Origin of the sequence: Streptomyces sp. NPDC046821 (assembly GCF_040645335.1) — a bacterium.
GTDB lineage: Bacteria > Actinomycetota > Actinomycetes > Streptomycetales > Streptomycetaceae > Streptomyces.
Genome location: NZ_JBEYYB010000008.1, coordinates 221,914 through 242,629 on the forward strand (window position 1 = coordinate 221,914; position 20,716 = coordinate 242,629).

The window sequence follows — 20,716 nt, forward strand, 5'->3', positions numbered from 1 at the left end:
TTGACGCTCCATCAGAAGTGGAGACCCAGGAGACGATCAATGCCGTGACCTGTGCGCGCCGCCCCGGACGGGACGGCGCGCACGGGGGCGGGCCGGGCCTCAGGCCGGGCTCAGAAGGTGACGTCCGAGCAGGCGTAGAACGCGTTGCCCGTGTCGGCGACCGTCCACACCGCGAGGATCACGTGGTGGCCGGTCTTGCCGGTGGGCAGGGTGCCGGTGTGCGAGAGGGTGGCCGGGGGCTGGCCGCTGAAGGGCACCGTCAGGAACGGCGCGGTGTCCAGGGCGGCCCTGGTCAGGGGCTTGCTGTCGTCCCAGCCGTTCTTGGTGATGTAGTAGCGGAAGTCCGTGGTGGAGTGCCGCGCGGTGAACTGCCAGCGGAAGGTCTGGCTGGCGCCCGCGGTGACCTTGGTCGTCGGCCAGGCGGTCCCGTCCGGAGCCTTCGCGCTGTCGAGGGCGGCGAAGTTGCCGTGGCCCGCGGAGCAGATCTGACCGTCGGCGGGTCCCGCCGCCGGGAAGCCCTTGGGGCCCTCTACGCTCTGCGGCTCCCACTGGATGCCACCGCATCCGGTGACGGTGCCGTTGGCGCAGAGTTTCTGCCGGCTGATCGGCAGGTCGGTGTAGCCGTGGCCGCTCGCGCCGCCCGCCGAGAGCACGAAGGCCCCGGCGGTGACGAGGCCGAGCACGGCCGCGTAGATCTTCTTTCGCATGGTGCCGCTCCTGAGAACGTGGGGGAGTTCCGGTGAGCCGTACGCACAGCGCTATTTCAGGTCTAGACCAGGACCAGATTATGGGCGGGACTTGAGCATGTCCATACCAATGGTTGAAAGGATCCGGTCGCAGCGCGCCCGCGACGCCTCGACCAGGCCGGCGTTCGGCATGTCGTTCCCGGCCACCCACGCGCGAGCGCCGTCCTCGTCCCGGCCGCCCGCCAACTGCCGTTCCACGAGCCGCAGTTGACGCATCTCGCGCGGCGCGTCCACGTACCAGCACTCCCCCATGAGCGCCCTGGCCTCCCGCCAGCCCGGCAGGTCGCACGCGAGGTAGTTCCCCTCGGTGACGACGAGCCGCGCGGCGGGCGGCACCACATGGCGGGCCGCGACGGGCTCGTGGAGCTCGCGGTCGTAGTCGGGTACGTAGATGTCGGTGGCGGTGTCGTCGAGGACCCGGCGCAGCAGGGCCACGTACCCGCGGACGTCGAAGCTCGGCTCGGAGCCCTTGCGCGTGGTCAGGCCCAGGCGCTCCAACTGGGCGTTGGCCAGGTGGAATCCGTCGAGCGGGAGGTACGCGGCGCCCTCCCCGATGTGTTCCACGAGGGCGCGGGCGAGCGTCGACTTGCCCGCGCCGGGCGGGCCCGCGATGCCCAGGAGGACGCGCGGGCCCCGCTCGGTGAGCCGCCAGGCGTCGGCCGAAAGTATCGAGATCCCCATGGGCCGGGACTCTACGACCCGTCGCCGCCCCGGCCGGTGTAGAAGGCCACCGTCAGATCCTTGACCAGCGCCTTGCGTTCGTAGTCGTCGAGGTCGACGAGGCCTCGCGTCGTCAGGCGGGCGACGGTGTCCTCGACCGAGTCGACGACCGTCGTCAGCACGCTGTCGCGGTGCTGCGCGTCGAGCGCGGCGATCCGGCGGCGCTGCATCGCGGCGGCGACCTCGGGGGCGTACTCGATACGGGTCGGCTGCGCCGAGAACACCTCGATGCCGACGGGCGCGACGTCGGCGGCGAGGCGCCGGGTGAGCGCGTAGCCGACGGCCTCGGTGTCGCGCAGGGTAGGGGCGTCCTGGTGGAACGCGTCGGCGGGCAGCCGGGAGAGGACCCGCGCCATGGCGGCCTCGACGCTCTCGCGCAGGTACTCCTGGTAGTCCTCGACGGCGAGCGCGGCGCGGGCGGCGTCCTTCACACTCCACACGACGAGGACGACGACGCGCAGGGCGACGCCGTTCGCGTCGACGGCGGGCATCGGCTCGCTGCGCCAGTGCCGCAGGCGTACGTCGACGCGGCGGCGCAGGAACAGGGGGTTGACCCACATGAGGCCGGTACGACGGACGGTGCCGCGGTACCGGCCGAAGAGGGTGAGCACCCAGGCGCGCCCGGCCCGGCCGCGTGCGAGGCCGCCGAACCCGAACAGGGCGAGCGTCCCGGACCCCGCGACGGACGCCCACTGGAGCGGCCCGGGGTGACCCGTGGCCACTGGCAGCGCCGTGATCTGCGGCAACAGCCCGGCCCACCACAGCGACGCGGCGGTACCGGCCGCGCCCGCGAGCCCGCCGAGCACGCCTACGGCACCGGGCAGGATGCGCCCGGCGCGCTCGACGAGCTCAGGATCGACGACGGGCACGGGCCGAGTGTCCGCCTGCGGCTGCACGCGCCGCGGAACCCGCGGAATCTCCCCACTCCCTTGCCGCCGCCCCACAACGGCGGGCCGCAGCGGCAAGGAGACAGGGTCGGGCCCGTCCCGGAAGAGCAGGTGAACGGGGATCTCGGTGGTGGCTTCGCCGTGGATGAGGCGGGTACCGCGACCGGAGAGGGTGTCTGGGCCGGGGTCAGGGGCGGGGTGACCTACGGAGGGTGCGGGGCCGGGGTGGGCGAGGGCGGCGACGCGGGCGGTGGAGGGGGCGGGGTCGGGGTCGGTGAGGGTGGCGGTCCGGGCGGAGGAGGGCTCCGGGCCGGGGTCGGCGACGGTGGCCGTCCGGCCGGCAGGCAGCGCCGGTCCCGGCTCGGCCAGCGTGCCGGTCCGACCGGCGGAGGGCTCCGGTCCCGGCACGCCGAGACCCGCGCCTCGCCCCTCGGCCGCCTCGACCCCCGGTCCGGGGAGGGCGGCGGGCTCGCCCCCCTGTCCGGGGAGGGTGGCGGGCTCGTCCTCGGCATACGTGTCGGCTCCGGTCGGCTTTCCCGGGAGTTCCGGTCCCTCCGGGGGCTCCGTCGTCGTGTTCATCCTTGCCTCCGTGCTGGATTCGTACGTTCGGCCGGTGGGGTCGGGGTGTGCGCCGCGAGGCGAGTCGCGGCGCACATCGGAAGGGGGTTGGTCGCGGAGCGAATGGGCTCGGTCACGTGAAGAGGCGGCGCCAGGTCTCGGGGCCGGGGTAGCCGTCGGCGGCGCCGCCGCGCCAGCCCTGGGCGCGCTGGAACGCCTCCACCGCGCGCCGGTCGTCCTCGCCCCAGCGGGGGCCCGGGCCGTTCGGGTAGAACTTGCCGTACCCCTTCTTCACCAGCCGCGCACCCAGCCGGGTGACGTCCTCGCTGCTCGCCCCCGGCCGGAACACTCCCCGCCCCGGGAAGGCCGGGACGCCGGAGGGCCCCGGCGTACCGGCGGCCGGGATGCCCTTGCCGGTGCCGCCCACGAGATACGCCCAGGTCCTGGGCCCGGGCACCCCGTCGGCGGCGCTCCCCGTCCACCCCTGCGCGAGCTGGAACGCCTGCGTGGCGAGCCGGTCGGCCGCGCCCCAGCGCGGGCCGGGCCCGACCGTGTAGAACCGCCCCCCGCCCCGGTCGACGAGCATCTTGCCCAACTGGGTGACGTACGCGTTGTCCGCGCCCGGCCCGAACGACCCGGCGCCCGGGAACGTCGTCGAGGACGCGGGCGGCCCGCCGACCGACGTCTCGTCCTTGAGTCCCTTGTAGCGATACGGCACATAGCGGGCCGAGTTGCTCCAGTACGCGTAGGGCGTGCTCTGTCTGCGGGTGCCGGGCGGCGTCTGCTCGTAGGCGAAGTAGTACGAGTGGGTGGAGTCGGTCCAGCCGCCGAAGATGACGACGTGCGAGCCCTTCTGAGGGTTCGACAGGTTGTGGAAGAGGAGCATGTCGCCCGGTTGGAGCTGCTCGCGCGTGATGCGCGTCCCGTACTTGTCGAGGCTGCCGGTCCACTCGTTGCCGCCGAGGTTCCACGCCATCGAGACGAAGCCCGAGCAGTCCTGCCGGTACCCGTCAGCCCAGTAGCTGCTCATGCTGTACGGCACCTTGGCCGCGACCCAGAGGTTGGCGCGGGTGATGATCGCGGCGCGAGTCGTGGCCGGCAGGCCGGTCGTCTGCGACGGAGGCGCTCCCGGGCTGCCGACCGGACCGTGCAGCGGGCTGGCTCCGCCCTGCGGGGTCGGCGGCTCGGGTTCCGCCGGGACCCCGGTTCTGGCCTGCGCGTGGGCGGACGTGACGGCGGGGGTCGCGTGCGCGCCGCCGATCACCGTGCCGGCCGCGGCCGCGAGGACGAGGGCGCGCCGGGCGCCGTGGGCGGCGGGGTGACCGCCGAGGCGGATCGACAGCGACGACGGGGAATTCCGGGCGGCACGCCGCCAGTGAACGCACCCCGGGCAGTCGCAATCGCTCGCAGGATCGAATTCCTCGAACACCGGAGCCTCCATGCGATTCCCCTCACATTCCGGACCGAAATGCCTAATTATCTACACATATGAAACCCTCTCAACTCTCTGGCGACAGCGCATGTTGACGGTCCGAATGATTGATTTTCGGTACAAAAAGGGCAAAGAGGGTGGGCGTGTAGTGGTGCGGGGCACCCCCGGAGTTCGGGTAGAGTTCTCCAGGTCAGCAGGCGCCGCTAGCTCAGTTGGTTAGAGCAGCTGACTCTTAATCAGCGGGTCCGGGGTTCGAGTCCCTGGCGGCGCACAGACAGGAAAGGCCCCCCGCGAAAGCGGGGGGCCTTTCTGCTGTCCGGAACCCGGCGCCAGGCGCCCCGCAAGGGGCGCGGGGAACTGCGCGACCAGCCCACGACACGCCGGTACCTACTCTCAAGCCTCGTACAGGTCAAGGGAGTTGACGGCTCAGCGCGGCGACGACGCGCCCGTGAGGTACGCGGACACGACGACGTTGGCGGTGTAGCTGCGGGATGCCCGGTCGTAGCTGCCGCCGCACGTGATCAGGCGTAGCTCGGCGCGGTCGGACTGCCGTTGGCCGTACGCCTTCTTCGCGTCGAACCGCGCGCGGCTGAAGACCTGTACGTCGTCGACGGTGAACTCGGCGACGGAGCCGTCGTCCCGGGCGACGCGGACCGTGTCGCCCGGCTTGGCCGAGCTGAGGCGGTAGAAGACGGCGGGCCTGGTGTCCGTGTCGACGTGCCCGACGAGCAGGGCGGTGCCCCGCTCCCCCGGTTTCGCGCCGCCTCCGTACCAGCCGACCTCGTCGGCGCGCGAGAAGGGCGGCGGGTCGATGGCGCCGTTCCCGTCGAGCCCTCGGGCCACCACCGGCGCCTGGATCTTCAGGGCGCCGATGTCGACGCGCTGTGGCGGTACGGCGGCCAGCGGACGGTGCGCGGGTGGCAACTTCACGCCGAGGGGCCGACCCACGGCCGCCGCGTCGCCGGTCGTGGGCGCGGACAGGCCGTGGACGTCGGTGATGCCGCGGCCCCACAGCCACAGGCCGAGCAGCAGAACCGCCCAGGCCACTCCGGTCACGAGCCGCCCGTTGCCGTGCGGCCGTTCTCCGTGCGACATGCCGGCGCCCCGTTCAGCCTGAGCGGCGCCTGCGGGTGCTGCGCAGGGCCACGGCGACGGCGGCGACGGCCGCGAGAATCAGGCCGATCACTGCGTGCCGGGTGCCGGGGCCGTCCTCGCGCAGGGCGATGACCGCGCCGGTGCGGACGGACTGGAGCTGTGCGGTGCCGCCGCCGCCCGCGTGCACGGGCGCGACGGGGGACGTACGGGGAAAAGGTTCGCGTCCGATGACCTGGACGCGGCCCCTGACCTTGTCGCGGACGCCGTCGCAGGCCACCTTGATCTCGTACGTACCGGGGGACGCGGACGAGCGGATGCGGGCCTGCGCGGTCAGGGTGGGCCGGTCGGCGGACGGGGCGAGGATGCTCGGCGCCTCGAAGGCGTCGGAGAAGGCGTTCCCTTTGCGCTCCTCGCAGCCGGAGACCCGTAGGTCGACCTCGGAACCGGGGAATGCCTCATCGGGAGTGACGGTCACGGAACCGGTCGAACCACCGGATCCGCCACTCTCCGCGTGCGCGGCGGCGACGGGCAGAGTCACGAGTACAGCCGCCACCCCTGCGGCACGGAGAGCGATCGAACCTGCACGCATGGTGAACCTCCTGTTACTGGAAGGGTCACGCGCATGGGCCAGATCCGCATCCCGGGGGCACCTGGTCAGGCGGCCCCCGGGGGCCGGGTCAGGCGGCCCCCGGGGGCCGGGTCAGATGAGTTCGACCAGGTCAGCGATGGAATCGACGACGTGGGACGGCCGGAAGGGGTAGCGGTCGACGTCGGCCCGGCCGGTGAGCCCGGTCAGGACGAGGAACGTCTGCATCCCGGCCTCAAGACCCGCGAGGACGTCGGTGTCCATCCGGTCGCCGATCATGGCGCTGCTCTCCGAGTGCGCCCCGATGGCGTTCAGGCCGGTCCGCATCATCAGGGGGTTCGGCTTGCCGGCGAAGTATGGCTGCTTGCCGGTGGCCTTGGTGATGAGGGCGGCGACGGCACCGGTGGCGGGGAGCGGCCCTTCGGTGGAGGGGCCTGTCTCGTCCGGGTTGGTGCAGATGAAGCGGGCGCCGTTGTTGATGAGCCGGACGGCCTTCGTCATGGCTTCGAACGAGTAGGTGCGAGTCTCGCCGAGGACCACGTAATCGGGGTCGTGGTCGGTGAGGACGTACCCGATGTCGTGCAGCGCCGTCGTCAGGCCGGCCTCGCCGATGACGTACGCCGTGCCGCCGGGGCGCTGGTCGTCGAGGAACTTGGCGGTGGCGAGGGCCGACGTCCAGATGTTCTCGACGGGGACTTCGAGGCCCATGCGGTGGAGGCGGGCCTGGAGGTCGCGGGCCGTGTAGATCGAGTTGTTCGTCAGCACCAGGAAGGGCTTGCCCGATTCGCGGAGCTTCTTGATGAAGGCGTCGGCGCCGGGTATCGGCACGCCCTCGTGGATGAGTACGCCGTCCATGTCGGTCAGCCACGATGCGATGGGCTTGCGCTCTGCCATGTGCCGGTCTCCTGCCGTTACTGAAGAAATGGCTGGGGCGCCGGGACCGCTCTGTGCCGGCGCCCCCAGCCTAATCAGGAGCGGGAGTGTGCGACGACGGCTCAGCTGCCGGTCGCCGTCTTCCAGTCAGCGACGTACGACGGGAGGTTCTTGTCGATGTCGTTCCAGTCCGGCTCGAAGATCTCGACGCCGTCCATCAGCTTGGCGAGCGCGATGGCGTTCTCGTCGGTCGCCTTGACGTCGGCGCGCGCGGAGAAGCCGCCGCCGATCGAGCTGACCTCCTGCTGGGCCTTGGCCGACAGCATGAAGTCGAGGAGCTTCTTGCCGTTCTCGCTGTGCGGCGCGTTCTTCACCAGGCCGCCTGCGTACGGCAGCGCGAACGAGGTCGGCTTGCCGCCGGCCTTCTTCGGGAACCAGATGCCGAGGTTGGGCATGGTCTTGGCCTGCGCGAAGCTCATCTGCACGTCACCGTTGGCGACGAGGAGCTCGCCCTTGTCGACCTTGGGCGCGAGCTTGCCGGTGGAAGCGGACGGGCCGACGTTGTTGGCCTGGAGCTTCTTCAGGTAGTCCATGGCGGGCTGCTTGCCGCCGAAGTCGTGCAGGGCCTTGACCACGACGGCCGTACCGTCACCGGCGACACCGGGCGTGGAGTACTGGAGCTTGTTCTTGTACTTGCCGTCGAGCAGCTCGTCCCACGTGGCGGGCGGCGTCTTCAGCTCGCTCTTGTTGTAGATGAACGAGAAGTAGTTGTTCACGACGGAGGTCCAGGTGCCGTCGGCCGCCTTGTCGGCGCCGTTGACCTGGTCGGCGCCCTTGGGCGAGTACTTCTCCAGGAGGCCCTTGCCGTCGGCCTGCTGGATGAAGGGCGGGAGGGTCACCAGGACGTCGGCCTGGGTGTTCGACTTCTCGCGGAGGGCGCGCTGCACCATCTCGCCGGAGCCGCCCTCGACGTAGTCGACCTTGATGCCGGTCTGCTTCGTGAAGTCCTTGAAGACCTTGTCGTACCAGCCGTCGCCGTTCTCGCCCTTGAGGCCGTCCGCGCTGTAGACGGTGACGGTCTTCTGGTCCGAGGAGGCGGCGGAATTGCCGCCGCAGGCGGAGAGGGTGGCGGCGAGGGCGATGCTTCCGGTGACGGCGGCGATCGGCTTGAGCAGGTGTGCGCGCATGGCGAGGTGAACTCCTTGCAGGGGAAAGGCAGATGAGGGGGACGAGCGGTGGCTACCGGTGGTGGGGACTAGCGGTACGAGGCCTTGGTGCGGATGCGGGAGACGAGCAGCAGGACGAGCAGCGTCGTCGCCATGAGCACCACGGAGATCGCCGACCCGGTGAACAGGGAGCCGCGGTCGGTGGTCGCGTAGATCTGCACCGGCAGCGGCAGCCAGTCGGGCGGGTAGAGCATCATCGTGGCGCTCAGCTCGCCCATGGAGAGGGCGAAGCAGAGTCCGGCGGCCGCGTTCAGGGACGGCAGCAGGAGGGGGAGCTTCACCTTCCACAGGACGTACGAGGGCCGGGCGCCCAGGGAGGCGGCGGCTTGTTCGTACGCCGGGTCGAGTCGCACGATCGCGGCCGAAACCGACTGATAGGCGAACGCCGTGACAAGGATGGTGTGCGCCAGGATGACGATCCAGCGCGTGCCGTTGAGCAGCACGGGCGGCTGGGAGAAGGCGACGAGGACGGCGAGGCCGACCACGACGGACGGTACGGCGACGGGCAGCATGAACAGGCCGTCGAGCACCCGCCGGCCCCCCTTCTTGAGGGCGGCGGCCGCGAGGGCGGCCCAGGTGCCGATGAGCAGGGCCAGCAGACTGGCACTGACGGCGGTGATCAGGCTGGTGGTGAGCGCCTGAAGGGACGCGCCGCTGGTGGCGGCCTGATAGTGCCCGCCGGTGAACCCGGTGGGAAAGGCGCTGGACCAGCTGGTGGCGAACGAGGCGACGACGATGACGAGCAGCGGCAGCGCGAAGAGGGGCACGAAGAGGATGAAGAAGACGACCCAGGTCGCCCACTTGCCGCTTTTGCTATGCACGAGCATGACGGTTCACCTCCGGCTGGTTGGCGCCCCGAAGGGGCGCGGGACGTATACATGTGCGGCTCCGCCGCGTGGGCGCGACCAGCCACGACGAACCCGCAGACAAAGACCGTCCCTCAAACACGTCGACTCACCACCCGGTAAATCCCGTAAAGCCCCACGGAAATAAGCACGTTGACGACGGCGACGACACACGCCCCCGGATAGTCCGACTCCAGAATCGCCTTGCCATAAACAAGCATCGGCAACGTGGTCACCCCCTTCGCCCCCGTGAAAAGCACGATGCCGAACTCGTTGAGGCACATGACCAGAACAAGGCTCCCGCCCGCGGCAAGCGCCGGCAGCGCCTCCGGCAGGATGACCTGCCGCACGATGCGCGCGGGCCGCGCACCCAGCGAGGACGCGACCTCCAGCTGCGCGGTCTCCAGCTGCGAGAACGCGGCAAGCAGCGGCCGCATCACGAACGGAGTGAAGTACGTGATCTCGGCGAGCAGTACGCCCCACGGAGTGCTCAGGAACTGGAACGGCCCGGTCGCCGCCCCCGTGACGTCCGTCCACAGCCCGTTGGCCATGCCCACGGAGCCGTAGACGAAGAGCAGCGCGAGGGTGATCAGGAAGGACGGGAAGGAGAGGAACACATCGATGAACTTGGCGACGGCCTTCCCGCCGGGGAACGGGACGAACGCGATGACGAGCGCGAGCGCGAACCCGAGGACGAGGCAGCCGACGGTCGCTCCGACCGCCAGCCACACCGTCGTCCACAGCGCCTCGCGGAACGCGGACGAGGCGAAGACGTCGGCGTACGGCTGGAGCGACGTACCGCCGGTGTCTGGCCGCACCGACTGCCACGCGACGAGGGCGAGCGGGTAGAGGAAGACGAGCCCGAGGACGACGACGGGCGGCACCGCCCACACCCATCTCGGTATCTCGGTACGGGACTTGGACACGACCCCGGCCCGTGTGCCGCCGAGCGTGGCGCTAGCCATCGTTGCTCACCCCGGCGCCCAGCAGTACCGCATCCTCGGGAGAGAAATGCACGGTGACCTCGTCGCCGAGCGCGGGCGGCGTCCGCAGCTCGCGCAGGTCGGCCTTGAGGCGGTGGCCGTCCACGTCGACGTAGATGCGGTGGGTCGAGCCGCGCCACTGAACCTCGGCGACGGAGCCGGTGAGGGCGTTGGGCCCGTCGCCGAGTCCGACGAGGTGCGGGCGCACGCACAGGGTCGCGGAGACGCCGGGGGCGACCTCGCCGGTCGGCACCTTCAGCTCGGTGCCGGCGAAGTGCACCGACTGCGAACCCACCTTGACGGGCAGCAGGTTGGCGTTGCCGACGAACGACGCGGTGAACTCGGTGCGGGGCCTGCGGTACAGCTCCTGCGGGGTGCCGACGTCCTGGAGACGGGCCTTGTCCATGACGGCGATCCGGTCGGCCAGGGTCAGCGCCTCGACCTGGTCGTGGGTGACGTACAGGATCGACACGTCGGGCAACTCGCGGTGCAGGCGGGCCAGTTCGGCCAGCATCCCGGAGCGGAGCTGCGCGTCGAGCGCGGACAGTGGCTCGTCGAGGAGCAGGACCCGGGGGCGGATGGCGAGGGCGCGCGCGATGGCGACGCGCTGCTGCTGTCCGCCGGACAGCTCGCGCGGGTACCGCTTCGCGTAGGACGCCATCCCGGTCATCTCCAGGGCCTCGGCGACCCGTCCGGGGATCTCGGCCTTGGCGGCCTTCTGCGCCTTGAGGCCGAAGGCGACGTTGTCCTCGACGCGCAGGTGCGGGAACAGGGCGTACTGCTGGACGACCATGCCGATGCCGCGCTTGTGGGGCGGCAGGGCGGTGACGTCGCAGTCGCCGATCAGGACGCGGCCGGAGGCGGGCCGCACGAATCCGGCGACGGCGCGCAGGGCGGTGGTCTTCCCGGACCCGGAGGGGCCGAGGAGCGCCATGACCTCGCCGGACTCGACGGTCAGGTCGAGGGAGTCGAGGACGGTGTTCCCGCCGTAGGCGACAGAGACGCTCTCGAAGCGGATGCCGCCGGCCATCAGCGCTCCACTCCCTCGGTGCGCGGGCCGGTCTTGGGGTCGGTCTTCTCTCTCACGGCGCCCACGCTCCTCGGGCCGGGTGACCCGCGTCGGTCCGCACGGCAACGGGATGGTGAACGGCCTCCCAAGGTTGGCCTAGACCCGTTACCCCCTCGTGACCTCTACGGGCAACTCCCGGCCCCCGCCGGTCAGTTGCCCAAACGCGTGGTGAACGAGAACCGGTCCCCGCGGTAAAGCGTCCGCACGCGTTCCGTGGGGCGCCCGCCCGTGTCGTACGAGACGCGGTGGATGAGGAGCATCGGCAGCGCGGGCGGCGTCCCGATCAGCAGGGCCTCGCGCGGGGTGGCCAGGACGGTCTCGATCCGCTCGTCGGCCGACCCGAAGTCGATGCCGAGCCGCTCGTGCACGTACGAGTAGAACGACGAGTCCGGGTCGAAGTCGACGTCGAGACGCGGCATCCGCGCCACGGCCACGTACGTGCTCTCCAGGCCGACCCGCTCGTCGTCGGCGAGCAGCACACGCTCCATGTGCCACACCGGCTCGCCCCGCTCGACCTTGATCTCGTCGGCGAGGGCGGGCGGGCACGGGAAGCGGTCGAGGCCGATGAGGTTACGTCCGGGGCGGCGGCCCTGGCGGCGCACGCCCTCGGTGTAGCTGGCGAGCGACAGCGGCTGCTCCAGCTTGGGGCCCGCCACGACCGTCGCCCGGCCCTGCCGGCGCAGCCGCCCTTCGAGCAGCAGCTCACGCAGCGCCTGCCGCACGGTCTCGCGCGCCACTTCGAAGCGCAGGGCCAGGTCCCGCTCGGTGGGCAGCGGCTCTCCCTCCCCCAACTCGTCGAGGAGCGCGGAGACATGAGCCTTGACCGCGTAGTACTTCGGGATACGGCCGTGCTCGGGAATGCCGGAGCGGACGGGTGCGCCAGGTGCCTGGTCGTTCGGGTAATCCACTCAGGGATGGTCGCAGACGATGCGTGGGGACTGGTGCGGGGTGGGCACGTGGTGGCCGGGGTGGGGCGGCCGGTCGCCCGTGCGGGACGGCCGGTGCCTGGGGCGCGGTGGCCGGTGCCGGACGGCCGGTGGCCGGGGCGCGGTGGCCTGGGCGCGGTGGCCAGTGCGGGCCGGCCGGTGGCCGGTGGCCGGTGCGCGGTGACCAGGCCGCCCCCTCCGTCAGGGCAGCTTTCCGGCCTTTCGGTTCGGCGGGAAATGGCCGCTGGCCCTGCCGAACAGGGGCGCGAGGACGAGCTGGGCGGCGCCCTCGACGACCGCCGTGGTCGGACCGGGTGCCCGTTCGACGGGGACCTCCACCGTGCCGCCGCGCCGCGCCCGCTCGCGCAGCACCGACCGCACGACGTCCACGAAGCGCTCCTCGGAGGCCGCGATCGTGCGTCCGCCGAGCAGGACGAGGTCGATGTCGAGGAGGGCGACCATGTTCGCCGCACCCTCGCCGAGCACGCGGGCGGCCTCGCCGGTCTCCCCTTCCGCGACGGCGGCGAGGCACAGCGCCTCGATGCAGCCGCGGTTCCCGCACTCGCAGAGCGGCCCGTCCAACTGGATCACCTGGTGGCCGAATTCGCCCGCTCCGGTGTGCGGCCCGCGGTACGGCGAGCCGCCGAGGACGAGCCCGGCCCCGAGCCCCGTACCGAGATGGAGGTACGCGAAGGAGTCACCGCATCCGGCGAGCGCGAGGCCGAGGGCGGCGGCGTTGGTGTCCTTGTCGACGACCACGGGCAGGCCGAGCCGCGCCGCGAGCGCGTCCCGCAGCGGGAACCCGTCCCACTCGGGGAACCCGGTGACGCGGTGCAGGACACCGGAGGTGTGGTCGAGGGGTCCGGGGAGGGCGACGCCTACGCCGAGGACTCGGGGGGTGGGGGGCTCGGGGGTACCGGGGGTGCCGGGGGTGCCGGGGGTACCGGGGGTGCCGGGGGCGCCGGGGGCGCCGGGGGCGCCGGAGGCCGGTTCCCCGGCGGGAGCGGCGCCCGCACCCGTATCCATCCCCGCACTCGCATCCGCGGCCGTATCCGCATCGGCCCCGCCCCCCACCTCCTCCAGCAACCGCTCCACCTCCCCCGCCGCCGCGTCCACGACCGCGTCGCCGCCCGCGCCGAAGGCGAGAGGGGAGCGGTGTTCGGCGACGACGGCGCCGGCGAGGTCGACGAGGACGGCCGTCATCTCGTCGCGGTCGAGGTGCAGCCCGACCGCGTACCCCGCGTCCGGCACGAGGCGCAGGACGGTACGCGGCTTGCCGCCGGTCGAGGCGCGGCGGCCCGCCTCCGTCACGAGGCCCTGCCCCCGGAGCCGCCCCGTGATCTTGCTGACGCCCTGCGGCGTGAGCCCCGTACGCTCGGCGATCTCGAGTCTGCTGATCCCTTCGTCGCCCGACGTACGCAGCAGATCGAGCACGAGCGCGGCATTGTGGCCCCGCAGTGCGGTGAGGTTGATCCCGGAGTTGGCCCTGTTCACACCCCCATTGTGCGCCCCGCTTGCACTTTGGCAACACCGTTGCTTAAGTGGAAGGCATGACTGAAGGCATGACATCAGGTACGGCCGGAGGCGGCACCCCCCTCCGCGTCGGACTCGTCGGCTACGGCCTGGCGGGCTCCGTCTTCCACGCCCCGCTGATCGCCGCCACCGAAGGCCTCGTCCTCGACACGGTCGTCACGTCGAACCCGGAACGCCAGGCGCAGGCCCGCGCGGAGCACGGGGACGGCCTGCGCTTCGCGGCCACGCCGGACGAGCTGTGGACGCGCGCCGGCGAACTCGACCTGATCGTCATCGCCACCCCGAACAAGACGCACGTATCGATCGCGACGGCCGCCCTCAAGGCGGGCCTGCCGGTCGTCGTCGACAAGCCGATCGCGGGCACAGCGGCCGAGGCGCGCGCGCTCGCGGCACTGGCCGACGAACGCGGACTGCTGCTCTCGGTCTTCCAGAACCGCCGCTGGGACAACGACTTCCGCACGCTGCGCGCCCTCGTGGCGGACGGCGAGCTGGGCGACGTATGGCGTTTCGAGTCGCGGTTCGAGCGCTGGCGGCCGCAGCCGAAGGGCGGCTGGCGCGAGTCGGGCGACCCGGAAGAGATCGGAGGTCTCCTCTTCGATCTCGGCAGCCACGTCGTCGACCAGGCCCTGGTCCTCTTCGGCCCGGCGGTCTCGGTGTATGCGGAATCGGACGTACGGCGGCCGGGCGCGGAGGCCGACGACGACACGTTCATCGCCATCACGCACGCGAACGGCGTCCGCTCCCACCTGTACGTCTCCGCGACGACAGCCCAACTGGGCCCGCGCTTCCGGGCTCTCGGCTCGAAGGCGGGCTACGTGAAGTACGGGCTCGACCCGCAGGAGGCGGCGCTGCGCGAGGGCGGGCGCCCGGCGCCGGGCGAACCCTGGGGCGTGGAACCCGAGGCGATGTGGGGCCGGATCGGCGCCGGCGAGTCCCCGCTCACGGGCGGCGGCAGCCCCGTACCGACGCTGCCGGGCGCCTACCCGGCGTACTACGAGGCGATCGCGGCGGCGCTGCGCGGCACGGGCGAGAACCCGGTCACCGCGGGGCAGGCAGCGGCCGCGCTCGATGTCCTGGAGGCCGCGCGCCGCTCGGCCCGCGACGGTGTGACGGTGACCCTGTGAGCGGCCCGACGATCGAGGAACTGGAGGAGCAGGAACGGCGCCTGGTCCTCCCCCACTTCACGTTCGAGGACGCGTGGGCGCTGGGTTCGCTGGTCGTGGAGATGGCGAGGCTGCGGGGCGCGCCGGTGGCGATCGACATCACGCGCAACGGCCAGCAGCTCTTCCACGCGGCGCTGCCCGGCTCCACCCCGGACAACGACGCCTGGATCACCCGCAAACGCCGAGTGGTCGAACGCTACGGCTGCTCGTCCTACCTGGTAGGAACCCGTTTCCGAGCCAAGTCGACGACGTTTGAGGCGTCCTCAAGACTGGACCCGAACGCGTACGCAGCCCACGGCGGAGCGTTCCCGCTCGCAGTGGAGGGCGCGGGAGTCATCGGAGCGCTGACCATCTCAGGCCTCCCCCAGGCCGAGGACCACGCCTTGGCGGTAGAGGCGTTGACCCGCTTCACGTCTACGTAGAAGACGGACTCAAGGAGCGCCCCGTAAGGGGCGCGGGGAACTGCGCGCCAAGCCACGACGGACCGGCCACATCACAACCGGCCGAAACCCCCATAAGGGGCGCGGGGAACTGCGCGACAAGCCACGACGGACCCGTCACGTCCCCACCAGCCTTCAGCCCCCGACAGGGGCGCGGGGAACTGCGCAAAAACCGCCCACCCCTACGCCCCGCACCCCTCTACCACCCCAAGCGGAGCGCTCACGCATCCTTGAGCGACTGCCGCTGACGCCCCAGCCCCTCAACCTCGAGCTCCACAACATCCCCGGCCCGAAGGAACGGCTTCGGCTCAGGCTGCCCAAGGGCAACGCCCGCCGGCGTACCCGTGTTGATGATGTCGCCCGGGTAGAGCGTCATGAAGTGGCTGACGTACCGCACGACCTCCGCGACCGAGAAGATCTGGTCGGCCGTGGAGCCGTCCTGCTTCAGCTCACCGTTCACCCACAGCTTCAGGCCGAGGTTCTGCGGGTCCGGGACCTCGTCCGCCGTCACGAGCCACGGCCCGAGCGGGTTGAACGTCTCGCAGCTCTTGCCCTTGTCCCACGTACCGCCGCGCTCGATCTGGAACTCGCGCTCGGAGACGTCGTGCGCGACCGCGTAACCGGCGACGTGCGCGAGGGCCTCCTCGTGCGACTCCAGGTAGCGCGCCGTGCGCCCGATGACGACGGCCAGCTCGACCTCCCAGTCGGTCTTGACCGACTTGCGGGGGATCAGCACGGTGTCGTCGGGACCGACCACCGTGTCCGCCGCCTTGAAGAAGACGACGGGCTCGGCGGGCGTCTCGGCGCCGGTCTCGGCGGCGTGGTCGTGGTAGTTCAGGCCGATGCAGACGACCTTGCCGATCCGCCCCACCGGCGGGCCGATGCGCAGGCCGGTCCCGTCGAGCGCCGGCAGCTCGCCGGACTCGGCGGCGGCCCGTACACGCGCGAGCGCGTCGTCGTCGGCGAGCAGCGCTCCGTCGATGTCGGTGACGACACCGGACAGGTCACGCAGGACACCGTCGGCGTCCAGCAGGGCCGGGCGCTCCGCCCCGGCGGTACCGACTCGCAGCAACTTCATTTGATGAGACTCCTAGATCGCGGAGGGTGTCTTCCGACGGGTGCAGCCATCGGATGACTGGTCGATCGTCTAAGGTCCCCGTCCAGTCCGCAATACCGCGTTCACGGACTGGACCGTTACGCGGCGGTAGCCAGCGCCGCTCCGGAGGGCATGTCGCGGTACAGAACGGCCCGCTCCACAGCGCTCCACGCCGTGCTCGTGACCACGTAGAGCGCGGCCGCGAGCGGCACGTAGCCCACTGTGAACAGGGTCATGAACGACATCAGCGGCATGATCTTCGTCATCGTGGCCATGGCGCCGGCGCCGGGGTCCTTCGCGCTGTCGGCGGCGGGCTGGCTCGCCTGAGTGGTGGCCATCTGACGCTTGGTACGGACGTAATTGAAGCTCGCCACCGCCGCGACGATCGCGAACAGCACGAGATACACGGCACCCTGCGCGCCGAAGAGCCCGCCGTCCGCGAGCGCGTCCTTGAACCGGCCGCCGAGGGGCGCGGCGCCGAGGGTGTGACCGAGCAGGGAGTTCGGCTCGCCGCCGAGGCTGGTGCTCGAGAACAGGTGGTAGAGCAGGAAGAACGCCGGGATCTGGAAGAGGCTGGGCAGGCAGCCGGACAGCGGCGAGACCTTCTCCTCCTTGTGCAGCTCCATGATCGCCTTCTGGAGCTGCTCCGGGTTCTTCTTGTGCTTCGCGCGCAGCTCGGCGATACGCGGCTGGAGCTTGGCGCGCTCACGCTGGCCGCGGGCGGAGGCGCGGGACAGGGGGTGGACGAGGAGCCGTACGAACGCGGTGAAGAGGATGATCGCCGCCGCGGTCGCCGAGGCGTGGAAGAGCGGGTCGAGCAGGTCGGCGATGTGCTCGACGAGGCTGGCGAAGACAGACATGAACGTGGACATGGGTGAGCCCTCCGGGGGGTCCCGTGGTGCCGGAATCGGAAGACCGCCGGAATGGGCGGCCGATCGGCGTGACGGCCCGTAGAACTGAACCCGTAGAACTGAAGTGGAATCCCTACGCGGCCGTCAGGAGGGGACGGCCCGGTGCTCGGGGGCGCCGGCGCCCGGAGGCGTCGGGGTCGCGCTGCGGGAGGAACGCGGTGCGTTGCTCCCGGTCGCGGATCGCGGTACGGACCCGGGTGCGGGGCACGGCGGGGGCGCAGCGCGCGGCGAGGAGGGAGCAGAGGGCGAGCGCGGAACCGGCGGCGGCGGTCGCGGCGAGCGCGACGGCGGCGGTGAGGCTGCCGGTGTCGACGAGCACGGTCTCGACGAGGAGGAAGAGGAGCAGGGCGGCGGGCCGAAGAACGGTGGTCCACGTGCGCGTCATGTCCGGCGTCCTCCTCTCCACTTGCCGTGTTACGTCGTTCTGCCCGTTATACAGGAACACCTGGGGGCAGCCGTAGAGAAGTTCCTTGTGACGGTGGGCTCACCGGGACTTGTGACGATGGGGACGATGGGTGGGCTCACCGGGGCCGCATCGACCGCAGCGTCCCCCACACGGCGAGCCGGTACCGGGACGTGTACTCGGGGGTGCAGGTGGTGAGCGTGATGTAGTACCCCGGCTCGCTGTACCCGGCCCCCGGCACGACCCGGCTGCGCGGCACGCTCTCGATGACACCGCCGTCGCTCGCGGACGTCTGCGCGAGGGTCTTGTCGACGACGTACGTGTACACGGCGCTGCGCGTACTGACCTGGACCTCGTCGCCCTTGCGGAGCCGGTTGATGTAGCGGAAGGGCTCGCCGTGGGTGTTGCGGTGCCCGGCGAGGGCGAAGTTCCCGGCGCCGCCGGGCTGCGCGGTGCCGGGGTAGTGGCCGACGTACCCCTTGTTGAGGACGTTCTCCTTGCCGACGCCCTGGGCGACGGGGACGCGGAGGCCGAGGCGGGGGATGGAGAGGACGGCGTAGGCCTGGTCCCAGCTGGGGGTGACGCGAGCTGCTGAACGGGAGGGCGCGTGCCGGTCTCCGGAGCCGCTGCCGGCCCCTGCCGCGGGGGCGTCGTCACCGGCGGGTTCCGAGGCGGTGTCCCCACCGTCGGCTTGCGCGGGCGTGGCCGCCCACTCGTGCTCCAGGGCCTGCACCTTGCGCTCGGCGCCGGCGCGGGCCTCGCGGTTGGTCCACCACAGCTGATGGACGACGAGGAGCAGCAGTACGGCCCCAAGGGTCACGGCGACCTCGGCGCCGGTCCACAGGGTGCGGCGCAGCGTGGAAGACGGCCGCGCCCCGTGCCGCACGACAACCGGCCCCCGCTCCCGCACCCTCACTGTCTCCCGCACGGCGGCAAGATAGGTCCTGGCGCCTGAAGTCACCAGACAACCGACCCGACCGACCCCGTAGCCTCCCCTCCCATGGGTCCCCTCTGGCTACTGGCACTGATCCCCTTCGCCGCGGGCCTCGTCCTGGCGACGACGCAGGGTCTGCAGCTCGTCACCGAGACGCTCCGCCGCTCCACCGGCACGGTGGTCGACGCGACGGTGACGGGCCATGTGGCGTCGGACGAGGCGACGTACCCGGTGCTTCACCCGGTGGTCGGCTGGACGGCGGCCGACGGCACAGCGCACGCGCAGGTACTCCCGGACGAGGTGGGCCCGCACGCACTCCGGGAGGGCAGCCGCGTACGCGTGCGCTTCGACCCGGCACGCCCCGCGCTGGCCGCCCTGGACACCGACAGCCGCTACCGCTCGTGCGTGGCCTGGCTGTGGGCGGGCATGGCGCTGTGGGCCGGCACGCTGGCGGTGGTGATCGGCCGGATCGCGTACGTGCTGAACGCGTCGCAGACGTACTGAACGACACCCCCGCTCACGGGGTGGTCGGCAGTACCGTGTCACCCATGCGCCCCGACACGCCTGCCACGCCCGCCGAGCCCGTAGACCCTGTCAACCACATCGCCGAAGCCGAGCGCCTGGAGCGCACTGCCGGCCTGTATCCGGAGGACGCCGAACAGCTGCTCCTCCGGGCAGCAGCGCACTACGAACTCTCCGACGAACGCGAACGCGCCGCCGCGCTGTACGACGGCCTGCTGGCCGGCCCGCCGCCGGAGCTGGAGCAGCCGCACCTGGTGAAGGCCCTGATGGCGGCGAACCTGTGGGAGTACGGCCATGAGGCGGAGGCCCGCGCGATCATCACGGGCATCCGCACGGCGGCGCCGAGGGACCCGGCCGCGTGGGTGATCGTCGCGGAGGCCCTGGAGTCGCACGACGAGCTGGAGGCGGCGCACGAGAGCTTCACGGAGGCGCTGACGCTGCTGCTCCCGGAGGCGGACCGCGCGAACCCGCCGTACGAGACGCACCCGCTCATCCTGGGCCGCCACCGGGTCCGCCGCATGATCGGCGCAGCCCACGACGAGTGGGACGCCCTGGCCGACCGGGTCAACCCGTCCACGGTGTCCCTGGACGAACTCCACGACCCGAAGCGCACGTGGGCCCTGGGATCGGACAACCCGGCAGAACTGAAGGCCGAAATCTCCCGCCTGCGAGCGGAGTTGGGCTCCGCCCGCCAGGCCCTGTCCCGCCCGTTCCCGGTAGCGGTCCTCCACTGGACGGAACCAGAACTCACAGAACTCCTGACCGCGTACCCGTCCCTGACCTCCGAATACCCGTCCTACGCCGAGCACTTGTCGACCATAGAGTCCTCCCTGAGAGAACTCGCCACCTCCGGCACCCCGAACCTCGGCATCGTGACGGGAACGGTCCCGTCGTACGAGGCATTCGCGGCGTCGGAATCCGCGTCCCCCGCTGACGCCTCGCTGCTCCCGCAGTACGCAACGACCCTGGCGGCCCGAGGCCGAGCAGTCCCGTGGCCGCCGGAGCGGGGGGCGGAGTGCTGGTGCGGGTCGGGGAGGAATTATGGGGAGTGTCATGGGGGTGAGGCGGGGGCCTGACTTTCCGCTTCCTGAGGCCTCATGTGGGCGAGGGTGTGTCCGTGGCATCGGCCCCCCAGAGACCGCTGAACACAGGTGAGGAGCGCCGGCGTTGAACGAGATGAAGCCCTCCTCCCCCGGTGTCTCGGCCCGCATGAGCAAGCAGGTCAGCAAGGACACCGGGGCTGAACTGGCGGTGCGGCGACTGCTGCACGCGGCCGGGTTCCGGTATCGCGTCGAGTACCCCGTGCCGGGCATGGCTCGGCGACGGATCGACGTGGCGTTCACCCGTGCCAAGGTCGCCGTGCTGATCGACGGATGCTTCTGGCACGGCTGCCCGCAGCACGCGACGCAGCCCAAGGCCAACGCCGAGTGGTGGCGCACGAAGCTGGACCGGAACATGGCGCGGGACCGGGAGACCACGGAGCATCTGGTCGCGGCGGGATGGACGGTACTGAGGTTCTGGGAGCACGAGGACCCCGAGGACGTGGTCGAGCGCGTGATGCGCACGGTGCGGGGGCAGGGCACCGGCGGCTGACCGCCGGCGTGTGGCATCTGACCAGGGCATATCCAGCCAAAGTCGGCTCCGGACGCGAAGCGGTGCTTCCGCTCTCTGCCGCTCTGTCGTGACCACCCGCTACGGTTTGCTTGGTTGGAGACAAGCAGGTGGGGGACCGTGCGCAGATTCGTGTCTGCGCTGCCGACCCAGCCCG

The 20,716-nt window shown here is 71.5% G+C and carries 22 protein-coding genes and 1 tRNA gene; 6 read left to right on the plus strand and 17 right to left on the minus strand.

Going from position 1 to position 20,716, the window contains the following annotated elements; all coding sequences use genetic code 11:
• Positions 1-110 precede the first annotated feature (110 nt).
• From ABZ893_RS18045 to ABZ893_RS18060, 4 genes are all read right to left on the minus strand, one after another.
• Entirely contained in the window at positions 111-707 is a 597-nt protein-coding gene (locus tag ABZ893_RS18045) for a lytic polysaccharide monooxygenase (protein WP_361404131.1), read from the minus strand.
• A gap of 78 nt (positions 708-785) precedes the next feature.
• Positions 786-1,427 (minus strand): nucleoside/nucleotide kinase family protein, encoded by a 642-nt coding sequence (locus ABZ893_RS18050; RefSeq protein WP_361404134.1) that lies wholly within the window; start codon positions 1,425-1,427, stop codon positions 786-788.
• A gap of 11 nt (positions 1,428-1,438) precedes the next feature.
• Complete coding sequence (locus tag ABZ893_RS18055; protein ID WP_361404597.1) at positions 1,439-2,500, minus strand: SPFH domain-containing protein; 1,062 nt, start codon at positions 2,498-2,500, stop codon at positions 1,439-1,441.
• A gap of 544 nt (positions 2,501-3,044) precedes the next feature.
• Complete coding sequence (locus ABZ893_RS18060) at positions 3,045-4,352, minus strand: peptidoglycan-binding protein (protein ID WP_361404137.1); 1,308 nt, start codon at positions 4,350-4,352, stop codon at positions 3,045-3,047.
• A 188-nt stretch (positions 4,353-4,540) separates the two neighbouring features.
• On the opposite strand from ABZ893_RS18060, the gene ABZ893_RS18065 reads away from it, so the two are divergent.
• Positions 4,541-4,614, plus strand: a tRNA-Lys gene (locus ABZ893_RS18065).
• A gap of 155 nt (positions 4,615-4,769) precedes the next feature.
• On the opposite strand, the gene ABZ893_RS18070 is transcribed toward ABZ893_RS18065, so the two are convergent.
• From ABZ893_RS18070 to ABZ893_RS18110, 9 genes are all read right to left on the minus strand, one after another.
• The gene (locus ABZ893_RS18070) at positions 4,770-5,438 is read right to left on the minus strand and encodes a class F sortase (RefSeq protein WP_361404140.1); all 669 of its coding nucleotides are present in this window, start codon (positions 5,436-5,438) and stop codon (positions 4,770-4,772) included.
• 13 nt (positions 5,439-5,451) lie between these two features.
• Positions 5,452-6,027, minus strand: coding sequence for a hypothetical protein (locus ABZ893_RS18075; protein ID WP_361404143.1), 576 nt, complete (start codon positions 6,025-6,027; stop codon positions 5,452-5,454).
• A 111-nt stretch (positions 6,028-6,138) separates the two neighbouring features.
• Positions 6,139-6,918, minus strand: coding sequence for an HAD-IIA family hydrolase (locus ABZ893_RS18080; RefSeq protein ID WP_361404146.1), 780 nt, complete (start codon positions 6,916-6,918; stop codon positions 6,139-6,141).
• Between the two features lie 101 nt (positions 6,919-7,019).
• The gene (locus tag ABZ893_RS18085) at positions 7,020-8,084 is read right to left on the minus strand and encodes a 2-aminoethylphosphonate ABC transporter substrate-binding protein (RefSeq protein WP_361404149.1); all 1,065 of its coding nucleotides are present in this window, start codon (positions 8,082-8,084) and stop codon (positions 7,020-7,022) included.
• A 68-nt stretch (positions 8,085-8,152) separates the two neighbouring features.
• A complete protein-coding gene (locus tag ABZ893_RS18090; protein WP_361404152.1) occupies positions 8,153-8,950 on the minus strand; it encodes an ABC transporter permease subunit in 798 nt (265 codons plus the stop codon).
• Between the two features lie 113 nt (positions 8,951-9,063).
• The gene (locus ABZ893_RS18095) at positions 9,064-9,933 is read right to left on the minus strand and encodes a 2-aminoethylphosphonate ABC transporter permease subunit (RefSeq protein WP_361404154.1); all 870 of its coding nucleotides are present in this window, start codon (positions 9,931-9,933) and stop codon (positions 9,064-9,066) included.
• The gene (locus ABZ893_RS18100; protein WP_361404156.1) at positions 9,926-10,981 is read right to left on the minus strand and encodes an ABC transporter ATP-binding protein; all 1,056 of its coding nucleotides are present in this window, start codon (positions 10,979-10,981) and stop codon (positions 9,926-9,928) included. Before ABZ893_RS18100 ends, ABZ893_RS18095 begins: the two co-directional genes overlap by 8 nt.
• 188 nt (positions 10,982-11,169) lie before the next feature.
• On the minus strand, positions 11,170-11,928 hold the full coding sequence (locus ABZ893_RS18105; protein WP_361404158.1) for a GntR family transcriptional regulator: 759 nt from the start codon (positions 11,926-11,928) through the stop codon (positions 11,170-11,172).
• A 219-nt stretch (positions 11,929-12,147) separates the two neighbouring features.
• Positions 12,148-13,440 (minus strand): ROK family transcriptional regulator, encoded by a 1,293-nt coding sequence (locus ABZ893_RS18110; protein WP_361404160.1) that lies wholly within the window; start codon positions 13,438-13,440, stop codon positions 12,148-12,150.
• Between the two features lie 56 nt (positions 13,441-13,496).
• On the opposite strand from ABZ893_RS18110, the gene ABZ893_RS18115 reads away from it, so the two are divergent.
• On the plus strand, positions 13,497-14,603 hold the full coding sequence (locus ABZ893_RS18115; RefSeq protein WP_361404163.1) for a Gfo/Idh/MocA family oxidoreductase: 1,107 nt from the start codon (positions 13,497-13,499) through the stop codon (positions 14,601-14,603).
• Positions 14,600-15,064, plus strand: a complete 465-nt coding sequence (locus ABZ893_RS18120) for a heme-degrading domain-containing protein (RefSeq protein WP_361404166.1) — start codon at positions 14,600-14,602, stop codon at positions 15,062-15,064. The genes ABZ893_RS18115 and ABZ893_RS18120 overlap by 4 nt, the downstream gene beginning before the upstream one ends.
• Before the next feature lie 238 nt (positions 15,065-15,302).
• Here the strand turns inward: ABZ893_RS18120 and ABZ893_RS18125 are convergent, their stop codons facing one another.
• The 4 genes from ABZ893_RS18125 to ABZ893_RS18140 all read right to left on the minus strand — a co-directional run bounded on the left by ABZ893_RS18125 (position 15,303) and on the right by ABZ893_RS18140 (position 18,402).
• Positions 15,303-16,160, minus strand: coding sequence for a fumarylacetoacetate hydrolase family protein (locus tag ABZ893_RS18125; protein WP_361404169.1), 858 nt, complete (start codon positions 16,158-16,160; stop codon positions 15,303-15,305).
• Positions 16,161-16,276: 116 nt separating this feature from the next.
• Positions 16,277-17,050, minus strand: a complete 774-nt coding sequence (locus ABZ893_RS18130; RefSeq protein WP_361404172.1) for a YidC/Oxa1 family membrane protein insertase — start codon at positions 17,048-17,050, stop codon at positions 16,277-16,279.
• 112 nt (positions 17,051-17,162) lie between these two features.
• Positions 17,163-17,474 (minus strand): DUF6412 domain-containing protein, encoded by a 312-nt coding sequence (locus ABZ893_RS18135; protein ID WP_361404175.1) that lies wholly within the window; start codon positions 17,472-17,474, stop codon positions 17,163-17,165.
• A 136-nt stretch (positions 17,475-17,610) separates the two neighbouring features.
• Positions 17,611-18,402, minus strand: a complete 792-nt coding sequence (locus tag ABZ893_RS18140; RefSeq protein ID WP_361404599.1) for a class E sortase — start codon at positions 18,400-18,402, stop codon at positions 17,611-17,613.
• 90 nt (positions 18,403-18,492) lie between these two features.
• Between ABZ893_RS18140 and ABZ893_RS18145 the strand changes: the two genes are divergently transcribed.
• The 3 genes from ABZ893_RS18145 (at position 18,493) to ABZ893_RS18155 (ending at position 20,541) form a co-directional block, all read left to right on the plus strand.
• Positions 18,493-18,930: a DUF3592 domain-containing protein gene (locus tag ABZ893_RS18145; RefSeq protein WP_361404177.1), complete on the plus strand. Its 438-nt coding sequence runs from the start codon at positions 18,493-18,495 to the stop codon at positions 18,928-18,930.
• A 44-nt stretch (positions 18,931-18,974) separates the two neighbouring features.
• Complete coding sequence (locus ABZ893_RS18150) at positions 18,975-20,024, plus strand: SEC-C domain-containing protein (protein WP_361404180.1); 1,050 nt, start codon at positions 18,975-18,977, stop codon at positions 20,022-20,024.
• Between the two features lie 133 nt (positions 20,025-20,157).
• The gene (locus ABZ893_RS18155; protein WP_361404602.1) at positions 20,158-20,541 is read left to right on the plus strand and encodes a very short patch repair endonuclease; all 384 of its coding nucleotides are present in this window, start codon (positions 20,158-20,160) and stop codon (positions 20,539-20,541) included.
• The last annotated feature ends 175 nt before the right edge of the window (positions 20,542-20,716 follow it).

What these genes read in the sequence shown, in the direction of transcription:
- ABZ893_RS18095 (WP_361404154.1), bottom strand. Translation starts at nt 9,933, where the DNA reads ATGGCTAGCGCCACGCTCGGCGGCACACGGGCCGGGGTCGTGTCCAAG.
- ABZ893_RS18130 (WP_361404172.1), bottom strand. Translation starts at nt 17,050, where the DNA reads ATGTCCACGTTCATGTCTGTCTTCGCCAGCCTCGTCGAGCACATCGCC.
- ABZ893_RS18150 (WP_361404180.1), top strand. Translation starts at nt 18,975, where the DNA reads ATGCGCCCCGACACGCCTGCCACGCCCGCCGAGCCCGTAGACCCTGTC.
- ABZ893_RS18075 (WP_361404143.1), bottom strand. Translation starts at nt 6,027, where the DNA reads ATGCGTGCAGGTTCGATCGCTCTCCGTGCCGCAGGGGTGGCGGCTGTA.
- ABZ893_RS18145 (WP_361404177.1), top strand. Translation starts at nt 18,493, where the DNA reads ATGGGTCCCCTCTGGCTACTGGCACTGATCCCCTTCGCCGCGGGCCTC.
- ABZ893_RS18115 (WP_361404163.1), top strand. Translation starts at nt 13,497, where the DNA reads ATGACTGAAGGCATGACATCAGGTACGGCCGGAGGCGGCACCCCCCTC.
- ABZ893_RS18045 (WP_361404131.1), bottom strand. Translation starts at nt 707, where the DNA reads ATGCGAAAGAAGATCTACGCGGCCGTGCTCGGCCTCGTCACCGCCGGG.
- ABZ893_RS18135 (WP_361404175.1), bottom strand. Translation starts at nt 17,474, where the DNA reads ATGACGCGCACGTGGACCACCGTTCTTCGGCCCGCCGCCCTGCTCCTC.
- ABZ893_RS18125 (WP_361404169.1), bottom strand. Translation starts at nt 16,160, where the DNA reads ATGAAGTTGCTGCGAGTCGGTACCGCCGGGGCGGAGCGCCCGGCCCTG.
- ABZ893_RS18090 (WP_361404152.1), bottom strand. Translation starts at nt 8,950, where the DNA reads ATGCTCGTGCATAGCAAAAGCGGCAAGTGGGCGACCTGGGTCGTCTTC.
- ABZ893_RS18050 (WP_361404134.1), bottom strand. Translation starts at nt 1,427, where the DNA reads ATGGGGATCTCGATACTTTCGGCCGACGCCTGGCGGCTCACCGAGCGG.
- ABZ893_RS18155 (WP_361404602.1), top strand. Translation starts at nt 20,158, where the DNA reads ATGAGCAAGCAGGTCAGCAAGGACACCGGGGCTGAACTGGCGGTGCGG.
- ABZ893_RS18100 (WP_361404156.1), bottom strand. Translation starts at nt 10,981, where the DNA reads ATGGCCGGCGGCATCCGCTTCGAGAGCGTCTCTGTCGCCTACGGCGGG.
- ABZ893_RS18080 (WP_361404146.1), bottom strand. Translation starts at nt 6,918, where the DNA reads ATGGCAGAGCGCAAGCCCATCGCATCGTGGCTGACCGACATGGACGGC.
- ABZ893_RS18060 (WP_361404137.1), bottom strand. Translation starts at nt 4,352, where the DNA reads ATGGAGGCTCCGGTGTTCGAGGAATTCGATCCTGCGAGCGATTGCGAC.
- ABZ893_RS18070 (WP_361404140.1), bottom strand. Translation starts at nt 5,438, where the DNA reads ATGTCGCACGGAGAACGGCCGCACGGCAACGGGCGGCTCGTGACCGGA.
- ABZ893_RS18085 (WP_361404149.1), bottom strand. Translation starts at nt 8,084, where the DNA reads ATGCGCGCACACCTGCTCAAGCCGATCGCCGCCGTCACCGGAAGCATC.